General features: G+C 30.7%; 24 protein-coding genes. 6 read left to right on the forward strand and 18 right to left on the reverse strand.

Annotation, left to right across the window (positions count from 1 at the left end):
- Nucleotides 1–12 precede the first annotated feature (12 nt).
- Entirely contained in the window at nt 13–468 is a 456-nt protein-coding gene (locus SJY17_RS11805; protein ID WP_397362760.1) for a cold-shock protein, read from the reverse strand.
- A gap of 359 nt (nt 469–827) precedes the next feature.
- On the opposite strand from SJY17_RS11805, the gene SJY17_RS11810 reads away from it, so the two are divergent.
- Together SJY17_RS11810 and SJY17_RS11815 are read left to right on the forward strand one after the other, a co-directional pair.
- Entirely contained in the window at nt 828–1,103 is a 276-nt protein-coding gene (locus tag SJY17_RS11810; RefSeq protein WP_397362761.1) for a DUF3817 domain-containing protein, read from the forward strand.
- A 46-nt stretch (nt 1,104–1,149) separates the two neighbouring features.
- Entirely contained in the window at nt 1,150–2,370 is a 1,221-nt protein-coding gene (locus SJY17_RS11815) for a thioredoxin-like domain-containing protein (protein ID WP_397362762.1), read from the forward strand.
- 4 nt (nt 2,371–2,374) lie between these two features.
- Here the strand turns inward: SJY17_RS11815 and SJY17_RS11820 are convergent, their stop codons facing one another.
- Nucleotides 2,375–2,764 carry an acyl-CoA thioesterase gene (locus tag SJY17_RS11820; protein ID WP_397362763.1) on the reverse strand — a complete coding sequence of 130 codons (390 nt, stop codon included), beginning with the start codon at nt 2,762–2,764 and terminating at the stop codon, nt 2,375–2,377.
- Nucleotides 2,765–2,865: 101 nt separating this feature from the next.
- On the opposite strand from SJY17_RS11820, the gene SJY17_RS11825 reads away from it, so the two are divergent.
- The 3 genes from SJY17_RS11825 (at nt 2,866) to SJY17_RS11835 (ending at nt 8,256) form a co-directional block, all read left to right on the forward strand.
- Nucleotides 2,866–3,303: a hypothetical protein gene (locus SJY17_RS11825; protein ID WP_397362764.1), complete on the forward strand. Its 438-nt coding sequence runs from the start codon at nt 2,866–2,868 to the stop codon at nt 3,301–3,303.
- A gap of 11 nt (nt 3,304–3,314) precedes the next feature.
- On the forward strand, nt 3,315–7,718 hold the full coding sequence (locus SJY17_RS11830) for a fibronectin type III domain-containing protein (protein WP_397362765.1): 4,404 nt from the start codon (nt 3,315–3,317) through the stop codon (nt 7,716–7,718).
- Between the two features lie 121 nt (nt 7,719–7,839).
- Nucleotides 7,840–8,256, forward strand: coding sequence for a glyoxalase (locus SJY17_RS11835; protein ID WP_397362766.1), 417 nt, complete (start codon nt 7,840–7,842; stop codon nt 8,254–8,256).
- On the opposite strand, the gene SJY17_RS11840 is transcribed toward SJY17_RS11835, so the two are convergent.
- Both SJY17_RS11840 and SJY17_RS11845 read right to left on the reverse strand, forming a co-directional pair.
- Complete coding sequence (locus SJY17_RS11840) at nt 8,253–8,930, reverse strand: DUF2461 domain-containing protein (protein WP_397362767.1); 678 nt, start codon at nt 8,928–8,930, stop codon at nt 8,253–8,255. The two genes, SJY17_RS11835 and SJY17_RS11840, sit on opposite strands and share 4 nt — an antisense overlap.
- A 39-nt stretch (nt 8,931–8,969) precedes the next feature.
- Complete coding sequence (locus SJY17_RS11845; protein WP_397362768.1) at nt 8,970–9,749, reverse strand: tRNA pseudouridine synthase A; 780 nt, start codon at nt 9,747–9,749, stop codon at nt 8,970–8,972.
- A 95-nt stretch (nt 9,750–9,844) separates the two neighbouring features.
- On the opposite strand from SJY17_RS11845, the gene SJY17_RS11850 reads away from it, so the two are divergent.
- Nucleotides 9,845–10,264, forward strand: coding sequence for a hypothetical protein (locus tag SJY17_RS11850; protein ID WP_397362769.1), 420 nt, complete (start codon nt 9,845–9,847; stop codon nt 10,262–10,264).
- A gap of 53 nt (nt 10,265–10,317) precedes the next feature.
- On the opposite strand, the gene hisIE is transcribed toward SJY17_RS11850, so the two are convergent.
- The 14 genes from hisIE to sucD all read right to left on the reverse strand — a co-directional run bounded on the left by hisIE (nt 10,318) and on the right by sucD (nt 26,307).
- A complete protein-coding gene (gene hisIE, locus SJY17_RS11855; RefSeq protein WP_397362770.1) occupies nt 10,318–10,917 on the reverse strand; it encodes a bifunctional phosphoribosyl-AMP cyclohydrolase/phosphoribosyl-ATP diphosphatase HisIE in 600 nt (199 codons plus the stop codon).
- A gap of 160 nt (nt 10,918–11,077) precedes the next feature.
- Nucleotides 11,078–11,833, reverse strand: a complete 756-nt coding sequence (gene hisF / locus SJY17_RS11860; protein ID WP_397362771.1) for an imidazole glycerol phosphate synthase subunit HisF — start codon at nt 11,831–11,833, stop codon at nt 11,078–11,080.
- 1 nt (nt 11,834) lies between these two features.
- Entirely contained in the window at nt 11,835–12,560 is a 726-nt protein-coding gene (hisA, locus tag SJY17_RS11865; RefSeq protein WP_397362772.1) for a 1-(5-phosphoribosyl)-5-[(5-phosphoribosylamino)methylideneamino]imidazole-4-carboxamide isomerase, read from the reverse strand.
- An 81-nt stretch (nt 12,561–12,641) separates the two neighbouring features.
- On the reverse strand, nt 12,642–13,223 hold the full coding sequence (gene hisH, locus SJY17_RS11870) for an imidazole glycerol phosphate synthase subunit HisH (RefSeq protein WP_397362773.1): 582 nt from the start codon (nt 13,221–13,223) through the stop codon (nt 12,642–12,644).
- On the reverse strand, nt 13,223–14,362 hold the full coding sequence (gene hisB, locus SJY17_RS11875) for a bifunctional histidinol-phosphatase/imidazoleglycerol-phosphate dehydratase HisB (RefSeq protein ID WP_397362774.1): 1,140 nt from the start codon (nt 14,360–14,362) through the stop codon (nt 13,223–13,225). Before hisB ends, hisH begins: the two co-directional genes overlap by 1 nt.
- A complete protein-coding gene (gene hisC / locus SJY17_RS11880; protein WP_397362775.1) occupies nt 14,359–15,396 on the reverse strand; it encodes a histidinol-phosphate transaminase in 1,038 nt (345 codons plus the stop codon). The genes hisB and hisC overlap by 4 nt, the downstream gene beginning before the upstream one ends.
- A gap of 67 nt (nt 15,397–15,463) precedes the next feature.
- Nucleotides 15,464–16,744 carry a histidinol dehydrogenase gene (gene hisD, locus SJY17_RS11885; RefSeq protein ID WP_397362776.1) on the reverse strand — a complete coding sequence of 427 codons (1,281 nt, stop codon included), beginning with the start codon at nt 16,742–16,744 and terminating at the stop codon, nt 15,464–15,466.
- Nucleotides 16,745–16,847: 103 nt separating this feature from the next.
- Nucleotides 16,848–17,705 carry an ATP phosphoribosyltransferase gene (hisG, locus tag SJY17_RS11890; RefSeq protein WP_397362777.1) on the reverse strand — a complete coding sequence of 286 codons (858 nt, stop codon included), beginning with the start codon at nt 17,703–17,705 and terminating at the stop codon, nt 16,848–16,850.
- A 270-nt stretch (nt 17,706–17,975) separates the two neighbouring features.
- Nucleotides 17,976–18,791 (reverse strand): prohibitin family protein, encoded by an 816-nt coding sequence (locus SJY17_RS11895; protein ID WP_397362778.1) that lies wholly within the window; start codon nt 18,789–18,791, stop codon nt 17,976–17,978.
- Nucleotides 18,792–18,806: 15 nt separating this feature from the next.
- Nucleotides 18,807–20,840, reverse strand: a complete 2,034-nt coding sequence (locus tag SJY17_RS11900) for a VWA domain-containing protein (protein WP_397362779.1) — start codon at nt 20,838–20,840, stop codon at nt 18,807–18,809.
- Nucleotides 20,840–21,382, reverse strand: a complete 543-nt coding sequence (locus SJY17_RS11905; protein WP_397362780.1) for a hypothetical protein — start codon at nt 21,380–21,382, stop codon at nt 20,840–20,842. The genes SJY17_RS11900 and SJY17_RS11905 overlap by 1 nt, the downstream gene beginning before the upstream one ends.
- A gap of 35 nt (nt 21,383–21,417) precedes the next feature.
- Entirely contained in the window at nt 21,418–22,164 is a 747-nt protein-coding gene (gene fabG, locus SJY17_RS11910) for a 3-oxoacyl-[acyl-carrier-protein] reductase (protein WP_397362781.1), read from the reverse strand.
- A gap of 167 nt (nt 22,165–22,331) precedes the next feature.
- The gene (locus SJY17_RS11915; RefSeq protein ID WP_397362782.1) at nt 22,332–25,301 is read right to left on the reverse strand and encodes a M16 family metallopeptidase; all 2,970 of its coding nucleotides are present in this window, start codon (nt 25,299–25,301) and stop codon (nt 22,332–22,334) included.
- 133 nt (nt 25,302–25,434) lie between these two features.
- The gene (gene sucD, locus SJY17_RS11920; RefSeq protein WP_397362783.1) at nt 25,435–26,307 is read right to left on the reverse strand and encodes a succinate--CoA ligase subunit alpha; all 873 of its coding nucleotides are present in this window, start codon (nt 26,305–26,307) and stop codon (nt 25,435–25,437) included.
- Nucleotides 26,308–26,317 lie beyond the last annotated feature (10 nt).

A 26,317-nucleotide genomic window follows, 5' to 3' on the forward strand; every position in this document is an offset into this window, starting at 1 on the left:
AAGTAAAAAGAATTAAATTTTCTTAACTTTTACAGCGTTCATACCTTTCATACCTCTTTCTAGCTCAAAAGACACTTTATCATTCTCTGCAATCTGGTCTACTAGACCGCTTACATGACAGAAATATTTTTCATTGTTTTCTAAATCAATAATAAACCCAAAACCTTTAGAAGTATCAAAAAAGGATACTTTACCATTTCTTACTGGATCTTCTTCTTCTCCTTCAACTTTTTTAGGAACACCTAAAACTATTTCTTCTGCTTCAATTTGTTCTTTCAATTCTGGATCTGGCGGAGCATCTACCAAGTTTCCGTTAAAATCTACATACGCAAACTGGATTCCAGCAGAACCTCCATTTGCTTCTTTCTCGGCTTTTCTAGCCTCCATTTTTTTACGTTTATCTTCTCTTTTCTTTAAACGTTTTTTTTCTTTTTCACTTTTATTAAATGTCTGTTGTGATTTAGCCATTAGCTTTTTAAATAGGGTTTTAATTAATACATTTAAGTAAAGTAGTGTAAGATTATAAAAATGCTAAAAACATTTGTGATAAGCTTTGAAGTAATTAAACGAAAGGTCTACTAACTTAATTATGACAAAGATACTAACTTTTTATTTAAGAGAATACTTTTGTTTAAAAGTTGTTAGACGAAGCTTACAATGACTTACGCTATTAATTTGTTATAATAACATATACTTTACTTAAAAATAGTATTACAAATAGAATGCCAGAATAAACAACAATAAAATTGATACATTAAAATATTCAGTTTAAACATTAATCAAGTATTGTCTTAAAACTAATTATCTTTGCTATAAAGATTATAATTATGCTTAAAATTTTTAAAATTGTTGCTTTACTTGAAGGTATTTCATACTTGCTATTAATGGCTGCAGCTGTATATAAAAGGCTTCCTGAAGGTACTGATGAATATGTTAGACTACTTGGTATGCCACATGGATTATTATTTGTCGCTTATATTGCTTTGGCATTTCTGTTAAAACCTGAGCAAAAATGGGATAATAAAACATTTGGAATTATTTTGTTGGCTTCCATTTTACCTTTTGGCACTTTCTATGTTGATAAAAAATATTTGAACCCTTAAATTGTATAGTAAAAAACTGTAATATTGAAGTATTAATTATTTCTATATGAACACTTTTACTCGATTGTCACTGCTTTTAGTATGTCTATTAATTTTTAGTTGCGATCAATTTAATACCAATAAAGAAAACGCAACAACTAACCAAGTTATTGACAATTCTTTAAATAAAACAACTTTACTTGATACAGAGTTTTTAATAAATGGTACTAGTTTTAGCGATGCTTTGACTACAGTTTATTTGCATAAATACGAAAACAATATTCCAAAAATCATAGATTCTGCTAAGGTTAAAAACAAAACCTTTAGTTTAAAAGGTAAAACTAAAGCACCAGAAGTTTACTGTTTGTCTAGTAATTTAAGTACTAAAAAATTTAATCTTTTAATTGACCCTTCTGTTATAGATGTTTTTTTAGCTGAAAGTATAGAAAACTCTTCAACCTACTCCTCTACTTCTATTCAAAAAGAACATAATGTTTACAATCAAAAACTAAGAGATTTTAGAACAAAAGGAGTCTCATTATATTATGATTTAAAAGGCGATTTTTCATCAAAAAACATACAAACACTTAAAGAACAACGTTCTAAATTATTTACTGAACAAGGTAACTATACTTTGGATTTTATTAAGAATAATCCAAATTCATATTATTCAGCAATAGTATTAAACAATCAAATTAATAATTATTCAAATAGTCAATTAAGGACTTTATATAATGGTTTATCAGATAATATAAAGACTGAAACCTTTGTAAAACTTTTAGATTCTGCTATTAAAACAAAAGAAGCTATTGCAGAAACCAAGCTACCTATTGAAGCTGATAATATTGAGAAAATAACAGTAAAAAAAGAAGAATACAGGCCAAAAGCCTATAGTTTAAGTGGTAAAAACCAATATGGAGAAACAATGTCTTTAAACTCTATTCCAAAAGGAAAAGTGATTTTATTAGATTTTTGGGCAAGTTGGTGTGAACCTTGTCGTGCTACCAACCCAAACCTTGTTGCATTATACAAAAAATACAACGCTTCTGGTTTTGAAATAATGAGCGTAAGCGAAGACAAAGGTCAACCAGAATGGATGTCAGCAATTATTGCAGATAACCTAACTTGGGATTATCATATTTTAGATAAAAATAAGTCTATAGCCTTTAGATATGGTGTAGAAAGTATTCCGTTTAAAATACTAATTGATAAAAAAGGACGTATAGCTAGTGGTAAAATTTACGGACAAAAATTAGAGCAACGTATTAAAGAGCTGCTAGCAGAATAGTTAATTAGTTAGTTAATCTATCTTTTACATACTCTATTTTAGTTTTTCCGTGTGGTTTAGGTTTACCATCATCTCCTAAATTTACCATTATAATATTGTCTACAGTAATTATAGTTTCGCGATTACGCATATTTCTAACTTCACAGTTTAAAGTTATAGATGAACGTCCAAATTTTTTAACTTCCATACCAATTTCAATAACATCTCCTTCTACAGCTTTACTCATAAAATTAATTTCGCTCATATATTTAGTTACAATTCTGTTGTTTTCTAATTGTACTATAGTATATAAAGCTGCTTCTTCATCAATCCAAGCTAATAGCTTGCCTCCAAATAAAGTTCCGTTTGGGTTTAAATCTTCTGGCTTGACCCATTTTCTAGTATGAAATCTCATGTTTTTTTTTATGTAAAAGTAATAATATGCTTTTAATCTAAAATTTTTCTATGTGCGAAATTATTTGCATATTTTAGTATTCTAATTTTATTAATCAATTTATGAAAACCCTTTTAACCATTGTACTGTTTTGCAGTACTTTTTTTTGCTACTCCCAAGAAGATTTATCAAATGAAGACAATTGGAAAATCACTCAAAATTTAGAACATGTTATTATTAGTCAGAGAACTGTAGAGTTTAATGATGATGTAAATGGTGTTTACAAAGAGTATATCCAATATAAATTCAAAAATAAAACAGATAAGCAATTATTTATAAATTGGGATTTTGAGTTTAAATATAGTCATACCAGTAAAGCCAATTCTGGGAGTGATGAATTATATAGGGCTTTAGTTTTAGAGCCAAACCAGAATTTTATACCTGATTATTACTTTTCTAACCAAAAAAGTTTTTTTGTGTTTAATAAGTTTTTAAAATCAAAAATAGATGTACATCTAGAGTCTGTCAATTTTAAAAATTTAAAAACTAAAACACTTTAATACTTCTTTTTATGAAAAAATTTATAATTCTTTTATTTGTATTAAATGTGTTTAATACAATTCAAGCACAATGTACAGATCCTTCAGGATTAAATGTTATTGGTACTAGTGAAACAACAGCAACTTTTGGTTGGACAGAAAATGGTACTGCTACCTCTTGGGAATATGAAATTGTCCTTTCTGGTGCTACACCTACTGGAACTGGAATTCCAATTACCGGAAATCCGTATACAGTAAGTAGTTTAGTTTCTGGCGAAAATTATGATGTTTATATTAGATCAAACTGTGCTGCTAATGGTTATAGTAACTGGGTTGGACCAGTTGCATTTACTACAATATCTTGTATATTTACCTTTGATGCAATTGCAAGTTCTGACAATTGTTTAGAATATTGTTTTTACCCTTTAGGTAGTCAATTCGGTACGTTTTTCGACTTTAACTCTGGTGTTTTACCTGCTGGATGGAATTCTTCTCCATATGCTGTAGGAACACCTTGTATAACAAATATGGTAGACAATTCTCCATATTTTTGGGCTACTCAAACAGATACTAATGGTGACAGACAAGTGACTACTAATACTCTTGATGTGTCTTTAGGAGGAATTGTACAGTTTTATATGAGGTATGGATCAGATGATCCAGATCCAGGTTGTGAGACTGCAGATTTACCTGAAGAAGGTGTCCGTTTACAATATTCTGTAAACAATGGTGCCAATTGGGTGGATATTAATTATTGGATTCCTACAAATGTCTTAACAGATGATTTGTATTTTTGGACGCAATACACAGAAAACATTCCTGTTGCAGCACAAACTGCCAACACATTATTTAGATGGTATCAAGAAGATAATAGTGGAACTCAATTTGATAATTGGGGACTTGATAATGTATTAGTTTCTGCAAATACAAATGCTAATTTTTTATGGGATTTTGGAGATGGTAATACATCTACATTAGCTACTCCATGTCATTCTTATACTGCTGAGGGTACTTTTCCTGTGGTTTTAACTGTAACCTCTCCAAACTGTAATGCTTCTGCAAATGCAACCGTAGATGTAATGGATGAAATTGACCCAATTGCTATTTGTCAAGATTTTACTGTAAACTTAGATGCAACCGGAAATGCAACAGTAACTGCAAATGATATTGACAATGGTAGTTCTGATAATTGTGGGATACAAAATCTAACATTATCTCAAACCACTTTTGACTGTACAAATGTTGGAGACAACCCTGTAATATTAACTGTTACAGATGTTTATGGAAATACTTCTACATGTAATGCCATAGTTACAGTTATACCTTCTTTTCCAGAACCTCAAAATATTACAGTTACAAATATAACAACAACATCTGCCCAAATAGATTGGACACCAGGAAGTACTGAAACGTCTTGGATGGTAGAGATAGTTTTAAATGGTAATACGCCAACAGGTTCTGGGACAGCAACCTCTACAATCCCTTTTATTGCTACTGGATTATTAGTAAACACAGATTATCAAGTATACATTCAGGCTATTTCAACTACTGGTTGTAGTGAGCTTGCTGGACCTATAAATTTTTCTACACCTTGTGACACATTTGGTGTACCTTATGTAGAACCTGTTGAAACACAAATAATAGGAAATGCTGCTAATATTGACGAATGTTGGTCTGCAGTTTCAGGCAACTATGAATGGAGAGCTAACTCTGGAGGAACTGGATCTACTGGAACTGGTCCAAACGGAGCAGCTAATGGTGTAAACTATTTTTATACAGAAGCATCTTCTCCTGCTTCAACTGGAGATGTTGCTATTTTACTTTCGCCAATATTTGACTTAACAACATCCACTAATACATTTTTACATTTTAATTACCATATGTTTGGTGTAGCTATGGGAGAATTACACGTCGATTTATATGATGGTACAAACTGGGTTGATGATGTTTTTGTTTTAATTGGACAACAACACACATCCAATGGTAGTGCTTGGATACAACAGTTTATTGATATTAGTAGTTATGAAACAGTTTCAAATTTTCAAGTTAGATATAGAGGAATAAGAGGTACTGATTTTACTTCTGATATGGCAATAGATGATATTACAATTGAAAGTATAACATGCCCAAGTCCATTTAATTTTGCAATCTCTAATGCTACAGGAACAACAGTAGATTTAAGTTGGACAGAAGCAGGATCTGCAACTCAATGGGAAATTGAAGTTGTGCCAACAGGTAACACTCCAACAGGAACAGGTACTTTAGTAACAACTAATCCTTATACAGTAACTAACCTAATGGCAAACACACAATATGATTTTTATGTTCGTGCAATTTGTGGTCAAGGAGATGAAAGTTCTTGGGTTGGACCTATAACCTATGAAACACCTTGTGATACATTTAGTGTACCTTATGTAGAACCAGTTGAAACACAAATAACAGGAAGTGCTGCTGCAATTGAAGAATGTTGGTCTGCTGTATCAAGTGATTTTGAATGGAGAGCTAATTCTGGAGGAACTGGATCAACAGGAACTGGTCCAAGTGGAGCAGCCAATGGTGTAAATTACTTTTATACAGAAGCCTCCTCTCCTGCTACAACTGGAGATGTTGCTATTTTACTTTCGCCAATATTTGATTTAACAACTTCTACAAATACATTCTTACATTTTAATTACCACATGTTTGGTGCTGCTATGGGAGAATTACACGTCGATTTATACGATGGTACAAACTGGGTTGATGATGTTTTTGTTTTAATTGGACAACAACATACATCAAATGGTGATGCTTGGATTCAACATTTTATTGATATTAGTAGTTATGAAACGGTTTCAAATTTTCAAGTTAGATTTAGAGGAATAAGAGGTACTGATTTTACTTCTGATATGGCAATAGATGATATTACAATTGAAAGTATTTTAAATTGTCCAGAACCAACAAATTTTGTAGCTAGTAATCCAACTTTAACAACAATAGATTTAAACTGGACAGAAGCTGGATCTGCAACCTCATGGGAAATCGAAGCTGTACCAACTGGAACAACTCCAACAAGTTCTGGAACTGTAGTAACTACTAATCCTTACACATATACTGGACTAAACAGTAATACAACTTATGATTTTTATGTTAGAGCAATATGTTCAACTTCAAATGTAAGTAGTTGGGTCGGTCCTGTGACTCTTGCAACATTATGTGATGATATTAGTTTTGACTTTTGTCCAACTGATATTATAATTAATACTAGTACAAACAATTGTTTTGGAGTACCAAATTATACTATGCCAACAATTACAGATGTTTGTGACTCAAGTAACACTACTGTTACACTTGTTCAAGGGTTTGCTCCTGATGGACAATTTCCTATTGGAATAACAACTGTTGAGTATACTGCATCCAATAGTGTTGGTACAACAATAAGTTGTCAATTTGATGTAGAGGTTTTAGATCCTTTTGTGAATTTAAATTTAGAATCCACAGAAATGATAGACAATGGAACTATCACTTTGTGTAATGATGATACAACAACCTTAAGTTTAACAGGAGGAGATTTTGACGGATCACAAACTTACCAATGGTTTTTAGACTCTAATCCAATAACTAATCAAACATCAAATACACTTACAGACGTAAATACTACAGGAAATTATAGTGTTACTGTTAGTTTAGGAACCTGTGACAGTACATTTAATGTAGATGTTTTAAATATTATTACTATCCCAACTTTTGAATACGAAGTCGCTTGTGAAGGTGCTACTGCAACAATTACAGGAACTTTAAATGGTACTTTTGATTTTGAAGTATTACCAAGTGATTCTGCTATAGTAGATTCAAATACTGGTGAAATAACAAACGGAACACCTGGAGAAACTTATAGTATAAATTATACTACTCCAACTGAACCTTGTCAAGAATCATCTATAGAAACTGTTACATTACTTCCTTTAGATGATGCTGGTTTTTATGTTGACACAGAAAATTTATTTTGCTTTTCTGCAAAAATGATTGTTACAGGTAGTACAGTTGGAACGTTTTCTTTCAACCCAATTCCTACTGATGGAGCAACAATAGATCCAATAACTGGTGATGTAAACAATACGCAACCAGACACTTATTATACTGTAGAATATACTACAAATGAGATTTGCAGCAATACAGAAAGTGTTATGTATTTAACTCCAGAAAACTGTATAATTCCTCAAGGTATTTCTCCAAATGGAGATGAATACAATGAGTATTTTGAAGTCTCTTGGCTTAAAGCAACACACATTACTATTTACAATAGATATGGTAGAGAAGTATACACTAAACCTAATTATAGAAATGAATGGAATGGAATTTCTAACAACAATGATCCTTTACCTACAGGTACCTATTTTTATAGTATAGAAGTCCCAGAAGGAAAACCTATTGTTGGTTGGGTCTACATTAATAGATAATTTTAATTGTTTTGTTTAGATTGACAATACTAATAGATTGTTAACAAAGCGGTTAAAAAGTAATTTTAAATGGTCTCTTGTGGTCTGATTTTATCTTTATTTTTAATAAAACATAAAAATCATGACTACAAGAGACTTACAATTGTTAGCAATTAGACCAACTATTTCAACTATTATAATTTCTGAAAACATGAGTAAAGACGAGCGTTTTCAAAACATTACGCTTAGACCTATTATTAAATTACAAAATGATTTATTAATTAGTGTCTTTAAAAATTATATCACTAAGCATAAAAACGTGTTTTATCAATTAACAATTGATAAACGTTTGAATTATATAGATAATGCAGTCCACAAAGACATTAAGTTTAGAAATAGCCTAAAGGGAATGATAATAGGACAATTTACTACTGAAGAATATGAACTTTATATACAAAACTCTTCATCATTAAATAAACGCATGATGAATATTGTTATCCAACGTTTACAAAGTAACATTCAGTTATTTGAAGAAAAACCTGTTTTAGAAGCTGTTTAAATCAATGAGACTCCATTTAAGTCTGTAGTTAACACATCACTCATATAGTTAAAATATGGTTTTATACTTTTAAATGCTTTATCTACATCATTTAAAAAATTTGGTAATAACACTTCTTTATCTGTAAATTTTTTGGTGAAAATGAATTGCTTTTTCTTTATTAAATCTATCGCTTTATGTGTTTTATCAAATCCTCTAGGTGCTGTTTTTACTTCATCTCCTATCAATTCACCCCAAACTGATTTAAATTGTTTATTGTTTATTATTTCTCTAATCTCATCATCGTCTTGTTCAAACTCTTTTCTAATACGCATTAAATCTTCTTTGTTAGGTTCCCAAAAACCAGTTGCAATAAAGCTTTCATTATTAGGCTGAATATGTAAATAATAACCACCTCTCAATCTTGGTTTTGTACGATGAAAAGAACCTCCAAAATGCGTTTTATATGGTAGTTTGTTTTTAGAAAAACGAACGTCTCTATAAATTCTAAACAATTTAACTTTATCGACTTCGTCATGAGTATTAATCATTTCAAATAACTGATTATACACTTGTTTAACCTCCTTCTCTATCTCTTTAAAAAAGCCTTTATTATCATTAAACCAATCACGATTATTGTTTTTTTCTAAGTCTTTTAAAAAAGTGAAGGTTTCTCTTGGTATAGTTTCGTTCATGGTTTTGTCTTTGTTTTAAAATTACAAATTATTTAATTGCTATTCAAACTGGATATTCTTTAATATTAGACCAGAAGCTGGAGCAATATATTGCATGTTGTATTTATAACCTTCCTTAAGACTATCCTCAATATCTTTTAATGTACGTTTGCCTTGACCTAATTCAATTAGCGTTCCCATCATTATACGTATTTGATTTCGCATAAACCCTTTTCCTCTTACCCGAAGTATATAACTTTTTTTTGGAAAAAAGTTAGCTGTATAAATAGTGTTTTCTACCAATTCGCAAGTTAAAATAGTTCGATTATAAACACCATTGTCTGTAGGTTTATAGCAATAGGCTCTTAAATAATGTTCGCCTTCAAATAATTTTGCACCTTGTGTCATCAAATCAATATCTAAATCGTCCAAAATAGTTGTTAATATTGGTGCACAAAACGGATGAAATTTATCTCCAAAAGCAAATAAATACAAGTATTCTTTAATTTTAGAATGCTGTATAATATTAAATTTTGCATCAACTTCTCTAATAGATAAGGCTCTTATATCTTGTGGTAAATTAGTATTGAATAGGTCTAAAAAAGCATCTAAGTCTTCAATAGGGTCTTTTAAAAACAGCTCGAAAGCAGCATTTTCTGCACTTACCATTGCATCTGTACGACCAGAAGCTAAAGATTTAAAATATTTTTTTTCTAAAATAAAATTTAAAGTCCTATCAATCATTAAATGTAAGGTCTTTAAGTTTGGTTGTTTTTGCCAACCATGAAACCTATAGCCTAAATATTGAATTGTTATAACGTAATAATACTTTTTATCCATATGTATAAATCAACATCGAAAATACAGCTTTAACAAGCGTCTCACAAAAATTTTATAACTTGAAAACTAAATTAACTAACTAAAATTTAAAAATCATGACAAATTCAACCACTCAAAAACCACCAATTTGGTTTTGGATAGTCTCTATAATTGGACTAATCTGGAACGGAATGGGAGTAAATGCTTATTTACAACAAGCCTATAACACGCAGTCTTATCAAGACATGTACACTGCAGAACATTTATTATTTGAAGCAAACAGCCCATCTTATGTTAAAGCAGCATTTGCTATAGCTGTTTTTGCTGGAGTTTTAGGTTTTGTTTTTTTATTATTAAGAAAAAAACTAGGATACACCTTACTTTTAGTATCTCTTTTAGCAGTTGCTATTCAAATGAGCTACTATTTTATTCAAGATCATATTATTAGTTTACCAATGACATTAATGATAATAATTGGTGCTATTATTTTTCTAGTTTTTGCTAGGTTTTCTAAACTAAAAGGTTGGTTAAACTAGTAAAGTTTAAAAACACATTTTAAAAAAGCTATTGCATTTTTGTGATAGCTTTTTTATTTTTCTCTACTTTTTAAAACAGCTACAACATCATTAAGTTTAAAGCCTTTTGCTTGTAACAACATTAAGTAATGAAATAATAAATCTGCACTTTCGCTTAAAAACAAATCATCTTTATTATCCATAGCTTCAATAACAACCTCTACAGCTTCTTCTCCTACTTTTTGAGCCACTTTATTAATACCAGAAGCAAATAACGAAGCTACATAAGATTTTTCTGAATCTCCTGCCTTAATTCGAGATTCGATAGTGTTTTCTAATTTAGAAATAAAGCCAAAATTTTCTGTATTAGGTTCTGCCCAACAGGTATCTGTTCCTTTATGACATGTTGGTCCAACTGGATTTACCGTAATTAACAAAGTATCATTATCACAATCATTTTTAATATTTACCAAACTTAAAAAGTTTCCGCTTTCTTCTCCTTTTGTCCATAAACGCTTTTTAGTTCTGCTGTAAAACGTGACTTTTTTTGTGTTTTGGGTCACTTTTAAAGCTTCTTCGTTCATATAACCTAACATCAGTACATTTTTTGTGAAAGCGTCTTGAATTACTGCTGGTACTAAACCGTCGTTGTTTTTGTTAAAATCTATGTTCATAGTTTTGTTCTTAATATTTCTAGATAGCTATTATTCTATCTCTATTTACTTTGTCAGTTCAAGTGAAATTACTTTTTAGCAATTTTGTATCGAGAACCACTTATATAAGCTTCTCGATACAATTTATCGTACCTCAAAATCACTCGAAGTGACAAAATATTTATAATCTTACTGCTATATTATTATTTTTTAATTCTTCTTTTAAATCTTTAATTGCAATTTCGCCAAAATGAAACACGCTTGCAGCCAATGCTGCATCTGCTTTTCCATCTTTAAAGGTATCAACAAAATGCTGAACAGTTCCAGCTCCACCTGAAGCTATAATTGGAATATTTAATGTTTCAGATAGCTTAGCTAAAGCCTCGTTTGCAAAACCTGCTTTGGTTCCGTCATTATTCATAGATGTGAACAATATTTCGCCTGCTCCTCTACTTTCAACCTCTTTTGCCCAATCGAATAAATTTAATTTGGTTGGAATACTTCCTCCTGCTAAATGCACTATCCATTCTCCATCAATTTGCTTTGCATCTATAGCAACTACAACACATTGGCTTCCAAATTTATTAGCCAATTCATTAATCAATTCTGGTCGTTTTACTGCAGATGAATTTATAGACACTTTATCTGCTCCACATTTTAATAAATCGTCCACATCCTCTATACTAGAAATTCCACCTCCAACTGTAAATGGAATATTTACATGTTCTGCAACCTTTAAAACCATATCATGCATAGTTTTTCTACCTTCTAAAGTAGCTGATATATCAAGAAAAACCAGCTCATCTGCTCCTTTTATAGCATACTGTTTTGCAAGCTCTACAGGATCTCCTGCATCTCTTAAATTGACAAAGTTTACACCTTTTACAGTGCGTCCATTTTTAATATCTAAACAAGGTATTATTCGTTTTGTAAGCATCTTATTTATTTAAAATATAATTCTCTAATTGTTTTAAGCTTATTCTATTTTCATAAATCGCTTTTCCAATAATAACACCTTCACAACCTAATTCTGCTAATTTTGGTATTTCATCAAACGTTGAAATTCCTCCTGAAGCTATTAATTTAACATTACTAGTTTCTTTTAAAATACGTTTATACAGTTCAAAACTAGGACCTTGAAGCATTCCATCTTTAGAAATATCTGTACAAATAACATAGCTTGCTCCTTTTTTTTGATAGTCTTGAATAAAAGGAATGACTTTTAAATCGCTTTCTTCTAACCAACCACTAATGGCAATGTTTTCGTTATTACAATCTGCACCAAGTATAATTTTATCACTTCCATACTTAGTTAACCATTCTTGAAAAACTGCTGGACTTTTAACAGCAATACTTCCTCCTGTTACTTGTGAAGCTCCAGAATTAAAAGCAATCTTTAAATCTTCGTTAGTTTTTAGTCCACCTCCAAAATCGATACTTAAATTTGTTTTACTAGCTATTTGCTCTAAAACTTTATGATTTACTATGTGTTTTGCTTTTGCTCCATCTAAGTCGACTACATGCAAATACTTAATTCCAGCATCTTCAAATTCTTTTGCGACTTCTAAGGGACTTTCGTTATATATCTTCTTGGTATTATAATCGCCTTTACTTAAACGAACACATTTTCCGTCTATAATATCTATTGCTGGTATTATTCTCATGATTAACTTGTTAATCAATCCTGAATTTATTTCAGGATCTTTTATTATTATTAGATTCTGAAACAAGTTCAGAATAACGCACTAAAGTGCTAAAAAATTTTTCAAAATTTGCTCTCCTTCTATACTACTTTTCTCTGGGTGAAATTGCACACCATAAAAATTATCTTTCTGCAAAGCAGAAGCATAATTAAACTCATAATTAGTTGTTGCTATTTGCTCGTTACATGCTTCCACGTAAAAACTATGTACTAAATACATAAAAGCCTTTTCATTAACATCCTTAAATAAAGGCGATTTTAAATCTGAAATAGTATTCCATCCCATTTGTGGCACTTTTACAGCATTTGAAAAACGCTTAACGTCTACATTAAAAATACCCAAACCTTTGGTGTTACCTTCTTCAGAGGTGTTGCACATCAATTGCATACCCAAACAAATGCCCAAAACAGGCTGTTTTAAAGTTGGAATTAATGCATCTAATCCTGAAGCTTTAAGCATTTTCATTGCAGAATTAGCTTCACCAACACCTGGAAAAATCACTTTATCTGCTTCTTTAATCTCATCTGGATTATTAGATAAAATTGCATCGTAACCTAAACGTTTAAAGGCAAATTGAATGCTTTTTATATTACCTGCTCCATAATCTATTATTACTAATTCCATTACAACATACCTTTAGTTGATGGCAAAAACATTTTATTTGCATCACGTTTTACAGCCATTTTCATAGCTTTTGCAAAGGCTTTAAAAATACCTTCAATTTTGTGGTGTTCGTTTGTGCCTTCTGCTTTAATATTTAAATTACATTTTGCACCATCTGTAAAGGATTTAAACAAGTGGAAAAACATTTCGGTTGGCATATCTCCTATTTTTTCGCGTTTAAAATCGGCTTCCCATTCTAACCAGTTTCTACCTCCAAAGTCTACTGCTACTTGCGCTAAACAATCGTCCATTGGTAAACAAAATCCGTAACGCTCAATCCCTAATTTATTACCCAAGGCTTTATTAAACAATTCGCCTAAAGCAATCATAGTATCTTCAATAGTATGGTGTTCATCTACTTCTAAATCGCCATCAACTTTTATGGTTAAATCCATTGCGCCATGACGACCAATTTGGTCTAACATGTGGTCGAAAAATGACAAACCTGTATCAATATCATTTTTACCAGAACCATCAAGGTTTAATTTAATATATATCTTGGTTTCGTTAGTATTACGAGTAATTTCAGCGACACGATCATTTAATTTTAGAAACTCGTAAATAGTTTTCCAATCTGTGCTTGTTAATGCAATAGAATTTAAAATTTCTTGTTTTGAACTTTCAATTTCATCTGCACCTAATTCTGGATCTTCAGATAAAAAGATACCTTTTGCACCTAGGTTTTTAGCTAATTCCATGTCTGTAATTCGGTCACCTAAAACAAAACTGTTTTCTAAATCGTATTCAGCTTTATCAAAATACTTTGTTAGTAAACCTGTTCTTGGTTTTCTAGTTTCAGCATTTTCATGCGGAAAGGTTTTGTCTATACAAACTTCAGAAAACACAACACCTTCTTTTTCGAATGCTGAAATTACTTTGTTTTGCGCTGGCCAAAAGGTATCTTCTGGAAAAGAATCGGTTCCTAAACCATCTTGATTGGTTACCATAACTAGCTCAAAATCTAACTCTGAAGCTATTTTAGCCATGTATTGAAACACTTTTGGGTAGAACTCTAATTTCTCTAAACTATCTAGTTGATAATCTACAGGTGGCTCTAAAACTAAGGTTCCGTCTCTGTCTATGAATAGTACTTTTTTCATTTTATATTTTTTAAAGCTTCAATTAGTTTTTGGTTTTCAACAGCAGTTCCAACAGTAATACGTATACAATTCTCAACTTGAGTATTTCTATTTCTAATAATTACTTTTTTATTGATTAAATATTGATACGTTTCATCAGCATTATCGATTTCAACTAGTAAAAAGTTAGCATCTGTTGGGTATATTTTTTTTACGATAGCTAATTGACTTAAAGCGTCTTTTAACTTCTTTCTTTCTGAAAGAATTGTGTCAATATTTTTAGCAACTTCAATTTGATTATTTAAGCTATTTAAAACTGCTTCTTGATTTAATGTACTTACGTTATAAGGTGGTTTTACGCGATTATAAAGTTCAATAATTGCTTCACTTGCATAAGCAACTCCTACTCTAACTCCTGCTAATCCCCAAGCTTTACTAAAGGTTTGGCTTACAATTAGATTATTGTAATCATTTATGTTTTTAATGAATGATGCTTGCGCACTAAAATCGATATAAGCTTCATCCACTATAACAATACCATTAAAATTCTCTGAAATATATTCAATATCTTCAGGATTAATACTGTTTCCAGTTGGATTATTAGGCGAACAAATAAAAATGATTTTTATGTCTTCAAAATCCAAATACGGTTGTAATTGATTAAGGCTAATTTGAAAATCGTTTATTAACGGTTGTTTTATTACTTCGATATTATTGATGTTTGCAGACACATCGTACATTCCGTAAGTTGGTGTAAAGGTTAACACCTTGTCTTTTCCTGGTTCACAAAAAATACGAAAGGCTAAATCAATAACTTCGTCACTACCATTACCAACAAAAATCTGGTTAGTTTTTACACTTTTAATTGCAGACAACTTTTGCTTGATTTTTGATTGTTGTGGATCTGGATAACGGTTTAATGTTCCAAAAGGATTTTCATTAGCATCTAAAAAAACATCTGCTGTACCTTTAAACTCATCTCTTGCAGATGAATAAGGTTTTAAAGCTTTTATGTTAGCTCTAACTAGGTTGTTTATATTGAATGTTGTGTTCATCTTTTATTATTTGTCAGTTCGAACTTAGTTCCTTTTTAAAGGTACTGAAACAAGTTCAGTACAGTTACTATAAGTCTTTTAGCCTTATAGTAACTGCATTTTTGTGTGCTTGTAAACCTTCGGCTTCAGCCATTAACTCTATTGTTTTACCAATATTTTGAATACCTTCTTTAGTGATTTTTTGAAACGTAATAGCTTTTGTAAAACTGTCTAAATTTACTCCAGAATACGCTTTACTAAATCCGTTTGTTGGTAAGGTGTGATTGGTTCCTGAAGCATAATCTCCTGCACTTTCTGGTGTGTAATTACCAATAAATACTGATCCAGCATTTTCGATATTATTTACAAAAAAATCATTGTCTTTTGTTGCAATAATTAAGTGTTCTGGAGCATAATCATTAACTAACTCTATAGCCAATTGTGCCTCTTCCATAATTAAGGCTTTAGAATATTTTAGAGCCTTTTCAGCAATTTGTTTTCTTGGCAACTTTTTAAGTTGTTTTTTTATTTCAACTTGAACAGCTTCTACTAAGTTTTGAGAATCTGAAACTAATATTACTTGACTATCTATACCATGCTCTGCCTGACTTAACAAATCTGAAGCCACAAAAGCTGGATTTGCAGAATCATCTGCCATAACTAACAATTCGCTTGGTCCTGCTGGCATATCTATAGCTACACCATATTTTGTAGCTAATTGCTTAGCAACGGTTACAAATTGGTTACCTGGTCCAAAAACTTTATAAACTTTTGGAATACTTTCTGTTCCAAATGTTAAACCAGCTATAGCTTGTATACCTCCAACTTTAATAATTTTTGTGACACCACAAAGTTGTGCTGCATATAAAATTTCGTTAGCAATTTCACCTTCTTTATTAGGAGGAGAACATAAAACAATCTCTTTACATCCTGCAATTTGGGCAGGAACAGCTAACATTAAAACAGTTGAAAACAAAGGAGCTGTACCAGCAGGAATATAAATTCCTACTTTTTGAATGGCTCTTTTTTCTTGCCAACAAGTAACTCCTGTAATGGTTTCTACTTCAACTTTATCTGTTTTTTGAGCTTTATGGAACGCTTCAATATTACTTTTTGCTTGTTTTATAGCTTGTTTTAAACGTTCTGGAACAGCATTAGTCGCCTTATTAGTCTCAATAGCAGTTATAACGTTAGACTTTAGTGCTGCTCCATCAAATAGTTGCGTGTATTTTGCTATAGCTTGATCTCCATTACGCTGTACATCTTCAAAAATTTGAGTTACAGTAATCTCAATATCATCAACGGTTTGTGTTGGACGTTTTAAAAGGTCTGACCAAGTAGACTGGTTTGGATTTATTATTGTTTTCATAGTCTTTTTATTTTTTTGTCATTCAGAGCGCAGCGAAGAAACTTACTAATAATTTAGAGATTCATCAGTCATCCTTCCTTCCTTCTTAATGACATACTTATATTTACAGTACCATTTTTTCAATTGGACATACCAAAATTCCTTGAGCTCCTTTTGCTTTTAGCTCGTCTATTACATCCCAAAATTTATTTTTATCGATTACAGAGTGTACACTACTCCAACCGTTTTCTGCTAATGGTAAAACGGTTGGACTTTTCATTCCTGGTAAAACCGAAATAATATCTTCTAGTCTATCGTTAGGTGCATTTAATAATACATACTTTGAATTTTGACCTTTTAAAACAGATTGAATTCTAAACTGAATTTTCTCTAACAAGGTCTGATTTTCAGAAGATATTTTAGGAGATACTGCTAAAACAGCTTCAGACTTTAAAATAACTTCAACTTCTTTTAACCCGTTTTTAAATAAGGTGCTTCCACTTGAAACAATGTCTACAATTGCATCTGCAAGTCCGATATTTGGTGCAATTTCTACAGATCCATTTATGATATGTAGTTGAGCATCAATACTATTTTGCTTTAAAAAAGAGTTTACAGTGTTTGGATACGATGTTGCAATACGTTTTCCGTCTAAATCCTTTACAGAATTATAGTTTGCACCTTTTGGCACAGCTACAGAAACTTTACAGGTTGAGAAGCCTAGTTTTTCGGCTATTTTAATATCATTCCCTTTTTCTATTAAAACATTTTCGCCAATAATGGCAATGTCAACTACTCCATCTTTAAGATATTGCGGAATGTCTCCATTACGTAAATAAAAAATTTCTAACGGAAAATTTTTAGCAGATGCTTTTAATTGATCTTTTCCATTGTCAATAGAAATACCAATGTTTTTAAGGAGTCTCATTGAATCCTCATTTAAACGTCCAGATTTCTGAACTGCAATTTTTAATTTACTCATTTTAGTTTTTTGTTTGTTTGAGCAAAATCTAAAATGGGTAGAATTAAAAAACCCATTTGATTAGCTCAAACGGGTTTAAAAATATGTTGATTTTATTCAATACATCTTCAGCTCGCTTGATGGCAAGTATGAAAATGATGGCGATGTAATTGAATAAATGTCATTTTTGTTTTTTGTTCTTTACAAATATTGTGAATAAAATATTTAAAAACCAAACAAATTAAAATTAGCTTTTAATTATTATTAAAATCTTAATATTTTACTTTTAAATTATTGATTTCCTAAAATAATAGGCATTCCGCTATCTCCAGAGCCTATAACAATAATCTTACTGTTCTCAGATTCTGATAGTTTTACTGTAGCTTCAATCCCTTTATCCTGTAAAATCTTATCCGTTAATGAAGCACTTAAAATTCTATTTGATTCTGCTTTACCTTTTGCGTCAATAATTACTTTCTCGGCTTCTTTTCTTGCACTTTCAAGTCTAAACTCATATTCTAAAGATGCTTGCTCTTGCTTTAATTTACGCTCAATTGCTTCTTTAATTGTTGGTGGTAAAGTTACATCTCTAACTAACACTTCATTTAATTGAACATGTTGCTTATCCAATATTTTTTTAGTTTCTTGAAAAATTTCAACTTGTATTGCATCTCTTTTAGTAGAATATAAATCATCTGGTGTGTAACGTCCAATGACACTACGTGCAGCACTACGAATAGCAGGTTGTATTACACGTTGTAAATAATCTTGACCTAAAGATTGGTGTAAGTTTCCTAATTGATCATAAACTGGCTCATACCAAGCAGAAGCATCAATTTGAATTTCTAGACCGTTTGAAGATAATACCTTCATTTTTTCAAAAAGTTCTTGCTGACGTACTTCATAAACATATACTTTATTCCAAGGTGCTACAATATGAAATCCTTCTCCCATTGGTGGCTCATCTGTTACAACTCCTTCTCCAAACGTTTTAAATAGTACACCTGCTTCTCCAGAGTCTATTGTTACAGCGGATTTTGCTATTAAAATAATTCCTATAATTACTGCTATTAAAATTGGGAATGCAATTTTTGGTAATTTTTCCATAATATGTTTTTAGTTTTAAATTAGTCCTTTATATTTTCTTATAAACCATTCTAATGCTAAGCATAAAGCGATTAAAAACAGTAAATAATACCAATCAATCAAAGGTACGACACTTTTATTACTTTTTTGTATTGCTTGATAACGATTGTCTTTAATTAAATTATCTGTCAAAGCGCTATAATCATTAATAAAATAAGCATCACCTTGACTATTAGTAGCTAACTGTTGCAACTTTGTTACATCAGCATTTAAAAATTGTTGCTCAATATTATATTCTATAATTTTAAAGCTACCTGAAGATGTTATATTTTCTGAAGTTGCACTAACTGTAAAGCTATAGTTACCAGCAGGTAAACTACTTAAATCCGCTTGGTAACTATTGTTTTTTAAGATTAATGGTCGTGTGGTTTTATTTCCATTGTCTTTATTTTTTAATGAAATAGACAACGACTCGCTATTATCAAACTCGTAATTTTTATTGAAGAATTGAGCACTAATTATAATGCTCTCGGTTCCGCTATAAAAAGAATTATAATCGACATCTAATCTGTTTTTACGCTTATTTGATGCTAAATACTGTACCAACTTACCTATAAAATTATCAAACTCTAAAAAACTATCATTGTTTAAATAGCTTTGCGCACGCCATCTCCAAAGGTTTTCTCCAAATAACACAGCTTCTCGTTTACCATTAGCTTCTAAAGTTGCTAGTAATGGTTGTTCTGTTTTAATGCCTGATACTGTTTTGTATAAAATAGTCTGAAAAGGTATGTTAAATTCCGCATCTCCAAATGTTGATTTTAATGGTGGAAAGCTTTCAAAAGCTATATCATCTATTATAAAAGACGTGTAATTGGTATTTAATAATGGCTGGTAATCTTCGGTTTGAGACGTAAAATCTAAACTGTAATTACTGGTAACATTATTTAAAAATCGCCAATCAGATTTAGTACCAATTATAACCCATTTATTTTTATTTTGTTTTTGTATTTCCTCAAACAAAGGATTAAATGAATTGTTTGGCTGATACAATATAACTAATTGAAAATCATTTAATTGATTTATTAAAGTGTTTGGTTTTAAAAAAACAACCTCACGTTGTTCATTACTTTCAATACTCTTTTTTAACGCACCCAAATCTGGATGCAAAATAGTACTAACAATTGCTATTTTTGTTTTTTGATCAATAACTTCTACAGCAAAGTTTTTATAATTATTTGTTTTATTCTTTTCTGTATTAATAGGCACTATTTGTGCTTTATAATCTTGTACTCCAACTCCACTTGCTGGCAATGTAAAGTTTAAAACTTCAGAGTTTTTTGTATTAGTAAATTGTATTGTCTTTGAATATACAGTTGCGTTACCTTTAGTAACAATAAATTTACTTGTAATTGTTTTACTTCCATTATAGACTACTATTGCTTCTACAGGGAATTTGTTTTTTAAATAGGCGTATTTATTGACATTTAACCTGCTAATTTTTAAATCTGAATGCGTTATAGTATCACCTAATATTATAGGGTATATAGATTGTTTATATTTTTTTGCAGAAAACTGAAAATCATTACCAATAGTTTGGTTACCATCTGTAATGATAATTGTCGGAGAAACCGTGTTTTTATAAACTTGAGTAAGTTCTTTAAATGTTTTATCTAAATTGGTTTGCTGCTCTTTAAAACTAAGGCTATCCTCTGTGTTTATGGACTTTCCGAAGGAAAACACTTCAATATTAAACTTATTATTTAGTGCAGAATTACTTTTTAAAACCTCTAATGCATTTTTAGCATTTTTATCTTGTTTTAAATGTTGCAAAGAAGCTGAATTATCTACAGCTATCACCAAATTTGGTTTTTCTGTATAATATTTTACTTGCTCAAACTTTGGGTTTATTAATAATAAAAATAAAGAAAACAATGTTAGAAAACGTAAAAAAGTAAAAAGCGCAACCGATTGTGATGCGCTTTTAGACTTGTATTTATATTGAAACAACGCTAGTAATAAGGCTACTATTGCTGCTAAAATAATATATAGAAGTGTTTGTGTTGACACTAGTCTTGTTTAACTTTAATTATATTAAATGAATCCATAAAACGTTTAATACTCTTATTATTATCGTTTTCGATGGTGCATAAGACTTGAGTAATAAACATTGTGTTTTCTACTAGATAAGCGTTTATATAAATGTAAATTCCTTGGGTTTCAATTTTTATACTTCTTCCTGGATAACCATTAAAAGTGACTTTGTTATCAAATATTAATGTTCCTTGCACATTAGTTGTTGCACCATTTACAGCTCCATCTAAAATAGAATCATTATAATCCTCATCAACATCTACAAACTGATCTTTAGGGTAATCTGATCGTATTACAGAGTATACAGCATTATCATCTCCTTCTGTTGGCGAATACATTATCATGTACATGTCTATTTTTCCAACAGCTGTATCTACTTCTTGAATAGTTTCTGTTGGTTCTGCTGGATAATCTGCAATAAACTCTAGCTTTTCAGATTTAAAATTCACCCAATCTTGTGCTTGAACAACAGTTGATGTTGTTATTAAAAATGCTAATAGAAAGATTGTTTTTTTCATAAAATAAATATGTGATTATTAATAAATAAGGCTAATTAAGTTAACATTCCACCATCAACATTTAAAGTTTGACCAGTTACGTATGCAGACATGTCTGATGCTAGAAACACACAAACATTTGCAATATCTTCTGGTGTACCACCACGTTTTAAAGGGATTGCACTCCTCCAACTTTTAACAGTGTCTTCGTCTAATTTTGCTGTCATTTCTGTTTCGATAAAACCTGGAGCAATCACGTTACTTCTAATATTACGCGACCCTAACTCTAAAGCTACTGATTTAGAAAAACCAATAATACCAGCTTTAGAAGCTGCATAATTGGTTTGTCCTGCGTTACCTTTAACACCAACAACAGAACTCATGTTAATTATAGACCCTTTACGTTGTTTTAGCATTGTACGTTGTACTGCTTTAGTCATATTAAAGACAGATTTTAAATTGACTTCAATAACTTTATCAAAATCGTCTTCTCCCATTCTCATTAACAAATTATCTTTTGTGATTCCTGCATTATTAATTAACACATCAATACTACCAAACTCTTCTAGTACATCTTCTGCCAATTTTTGAGCTTCGTCAAAACTTGCTGCATTACTTTTATATCCTTTTGCTTTAACACCAAAAGTATTTAATTCTTTTTCTAAAGCATTTGCTGCATCTACAGAAGAACTGTAAGTGAAAGCTACATTTGCACCTTGTTGAGCAAATACTTGTGCAATACCTTTACCAATACCTCTTGAAGCACCTGTAATTATTGCTGTTTTTCCTTCTAAAAGTCTCATTAAAAATTAATTTATTTCATTTTCGTGACAACGAAAATTTGTTGTTAGTTTACTAATTCAAATATAGTAATTAGAAATTGTTATGTATAAAAAAACCTCATAATTTATACTAAATTATGAGGTTTTACTATGTTCTATATTCAGTTTAAAAACTGAATATATTGTAATTACATTTTTACGTTTTCAGATTTTTCATAATTAAATAAATGATCTATATCCATTTCTTGAACCTTTCCAAGTTTACTTAATGCTTTTAAATCGACATCTTTTTTATTTCCAATGACCATAACATTATAATCTTCGCCTTTTATATTTTTATTAAAAAACCCTCTTAAATCCGCTAAAGTCATATCCTTTATAGCATTATACATAGCTTCTCTGTTATCTTTTGTCATTCCTCTTTTTTGAAGTCTTTCATAACTCCAAAAAATGTTAGATTTATTAATACGTTGAGCTGCTATTTTCTTAAGAGTAGACTCTTTTGCTGCATTAAATTGTGCTTCAGATTCTGGCATATCATTCATTAAATCCATCATTGCATCAATTGCTTGAGGCATTTTATTGGCTTGTGTACCAATATAAGCCATAACGTAATTAGAATCGTCTTTATCTCTTGCTGTACTATAATTTGACCAAGCAGAATATGCTAAAGATTTAGATTCTCTGATTTCTTGAAAAACTATTGAAGATAATCCTCCTCCAAAATAAGTATTAAACAATGTTGAAGCTGCCATGTTTTCTGCTTTAAAAGGCTCTCCTTTTGCTAAAAACATCATTTCTGACTGTACCATGTCAAAATCTACAAAATAAACGTTACCACCTGTTTCTTGTTCGTTAAAAGCTAAAGCTTTTGGATAGTCTTTTAATTGGTCATTTACCTTATGAGAGGTGTTTAAAGCACTTACAGCATTATCAATGTCTTTTCCGTAATAAAACACACGTTGCTTATAGTTTTTTAAGTCTTTAGCTAAATCTACCAACTCTTTAGGATCTATTTTATTTAACTCGCTAACTGGTATAATGTTTCTTAAACTAGAATTTTCTCCATATTTAGCATAATTCATTAAACCACGTCTTAATATACTTCCTTTATTAGTTTTATTATTCTGTCTTCCTTTAGCTATTGATTGTACATATTTGACATAAGCTTCTTGGTTTGGTACTGCATTATCAATTAAATGCTCTAAAAGTTCTAATCCTTTTGGCATGTTTTCTTTTAATCCATTTAAACCAATATATGTTTTCTCGCTACCAGTATTTACATAATAATCTACACCTAATTTGTAAAACTCCTTTTTAAGTTCTTCATTGGTGTATTTATCTGTTCCTAAATACTCTAAATACCCAACAGCTAAATCTAGTTTTTTGTCATTATCGCTTCCCATATCAAAAATGATATTCATGTCAAACAGATCATTAATTTCATTATTTATGTAAGATACTTTAATTCCACTATCTGTTTTAGTTTCTTTTATTGCAGAAGCATAATCTACATAAACTGGTTTTAATGGAGCAGATTCTATTTTATTAAAATCTTCAATAAATTTAGAATTTGCACCTCTATTTAAGTTTACAGGTGTAATTCCAGGGTTTTGTACTTTTACAATGTTATCGTCAACACCTTTACGTTTGTATGTTACAACGTAATTATCTTTATAAAATGTATTAGCAAAATCTACCAATTCTTGTTTAGTAATTGTTTTTAAATCATCTAAAAACTTAACTTTATCTTCCCATTTTTCATTATGAATAAAAGCATTATAATAAGCACTTGCTACTGCAGTACTATTTTCATATTCTTTTAATTGAGATTTTTTTAAGTCATTAATTACAGCATCTAACATCCAGTCATCAAACTCTCCTTTCTTTAACTTTTCAATTTGTTCTAAAAGCAATGCTTTTACTTGGTCTAACGTTTGACCTTCTTTAGGAGAACCTGAAAATGAATGGTATCCATAATCATTTAAAAATGTAGGAGAACAACCTGCATATTGTACAACTTGTTTTTGATTTAAATTTAAATCTATTAATCCTGCATTACCATTAGCCAAAATCATATCTGCAAGAGTTACTAACTTTTCTTCTTTAGTGTTAACTCCTCCAGAACGAAAAGCAATAGATACGCTTTCTGCTGTTGGACCAAATACTTCTTTTTTAACTATAGTATTTAAAGGAGTTTCTTTTGGTAATTCTGGGTGTTTAACTTCTTTTCTTTCAAATTTACCGAAGGTGTTATTAACTTTTTTAATTGTTTCATTAAAATCTAAATCTCCAACTAAAACAACTGCCATGTTATTTGGTACGTAATATTTATCAAAATAGTTGTGAATATCTACCATTGAAGGGTTTTTTAAATGCTCTGCTGTACCGATAGTCGTTTGTTGACCATATGGATGATTAGGGAATAAACCTTCTAACATTGCAGCATAACGCTTACGTCCATCACTATCTTGTCCTCTATTAAATTCTTCAAAAACTGCTTCTAGTTCTGTATGGAATAAACGTAAAACGACTTGGCTAAAACGTTCGCTTTCCAGTGTTAAAAATTTATCTAATTCGTTTGCTGGGATTTTGTTTTTATAAACAGTTTCTTCAAACCACGTATGTGCGTTTGTACCTGTAGCTCCTAAAGAGCTTGACATTTTATCATACTCATTAGCTACAGAAAAATTTGAAGCTGCTAAAGATATCCTGTCGATTTCTTTATAGATTGCAGTTTTTGTATCAAAATCTTTTGCTGCTCTATGTTTTTCATATAACTGAGATATTGAATCTAAATATACTTTTTCTGTTTCCCAATCTACAGTACCAACTTCGTCAGTCCCTTTAAAAACCATATGCTCTAAATAATGTGCTAATCCTGTAGATTCTTTTGGGTCGTAATTAGAACCTGCTCTAACAGCAATATAGGTTTGGATTTTTGGTTCGTCTGTGTTTTTACTTAGATACACTTTAAGTCCATTATCTAAAGTATATAAACGTAATCCTGTTGGGTCATTTGCTACGCTCTGATAACTAAATCCATCAGCATCTTTTTGGGTTTCTGTCTTTACCGCTAAATCATTAGAACTACTTTTTTTACAACTTGTAACAAAAGAAATAATAGCAATAGCTAAGACTAATTTTAAATGTCTCATTTTTTGATTGGTTAAAAGGTTATGTTTTAATTGATAAAACTCTTATAAAATAAAAGTCCGTTAGCTAAAATAAGCTAACGAACTTTAAACGGTATTATATTTAGTTTATTTTAACACATTAGTGTTAAATATATTAACCTAATACTTCTGCTACTTTTTTACCTATTTCAGCTGGAGAATCTACTACGTGGATTCCACATTCTCTCATAATAGCTTTTTTAGCTTGTGCAGTATCATCAGATCCTCCAACAATTGCTCCTGCGTGACCCATTGTACGTCCTGCTGGTGCAGTCTCACCTGCAATAAAGCCAATAATTGGTTTTTTACTACCTGAAGCTTTGTACCAATTAGCAGCATCTGCTTCTAATTGACCACCTATTTCTCCAATCATAACAACACATTCTGTTTCTGGATCATTTATTAAAAGTTCAACAGCTTCTTTTGTAGTTGTTCCAATAATTGGATCTCCTCCAATACCAATAGCTGTAGTAATTCCTAAGCCTTGTTTTACAACTTGGTCTGCTGCTTCATAAGTTAAAGTACCAGATTTAGATACGATACCTACTTTTCCTTTTTTGAAAACAAAACCTGGCATAATACCAACTTTAGCTTCTCCTGGAGTAATAACTCCTGGACAGTTAGGTCCTATTAAACGACAGTCTTTAGATTTGATATAATCTGAAGCTTTAATCATATCTGCTACAGGAATACCTTCTGTAATTGTTATAATAACTTTAATTCCTGCGTTTGCTGCTTCCATAATAGCATCTGCTGCAAAAGCTGGTGGTACAAAAATAATTGTTGTATCAGCTCCTACTTTTTCTACAGCTTCAGCAACTGTATTAAAAACTGGTCTATCTAAATGAGTTTGTCCTCCTTTTCCTGGTGTAACACCTCCTACTACATTTGTTCCATATTCAATCATTTGACCTGCATGAAAAGTACCTTCACTACCTGTAAATCCTTGAACTATAATTTTTGAATCTTTGTTTACTAAAACGCTCATGTTTTGTATT

This window comes from Olleya sp. R77988, assembly GCF_044594215.1.
Taxonomy (GTDB): Bacteria; Bacteroidota; Bacteroidia; order Flavobacteriales; family Flavobacteriaceae; genus Olleya.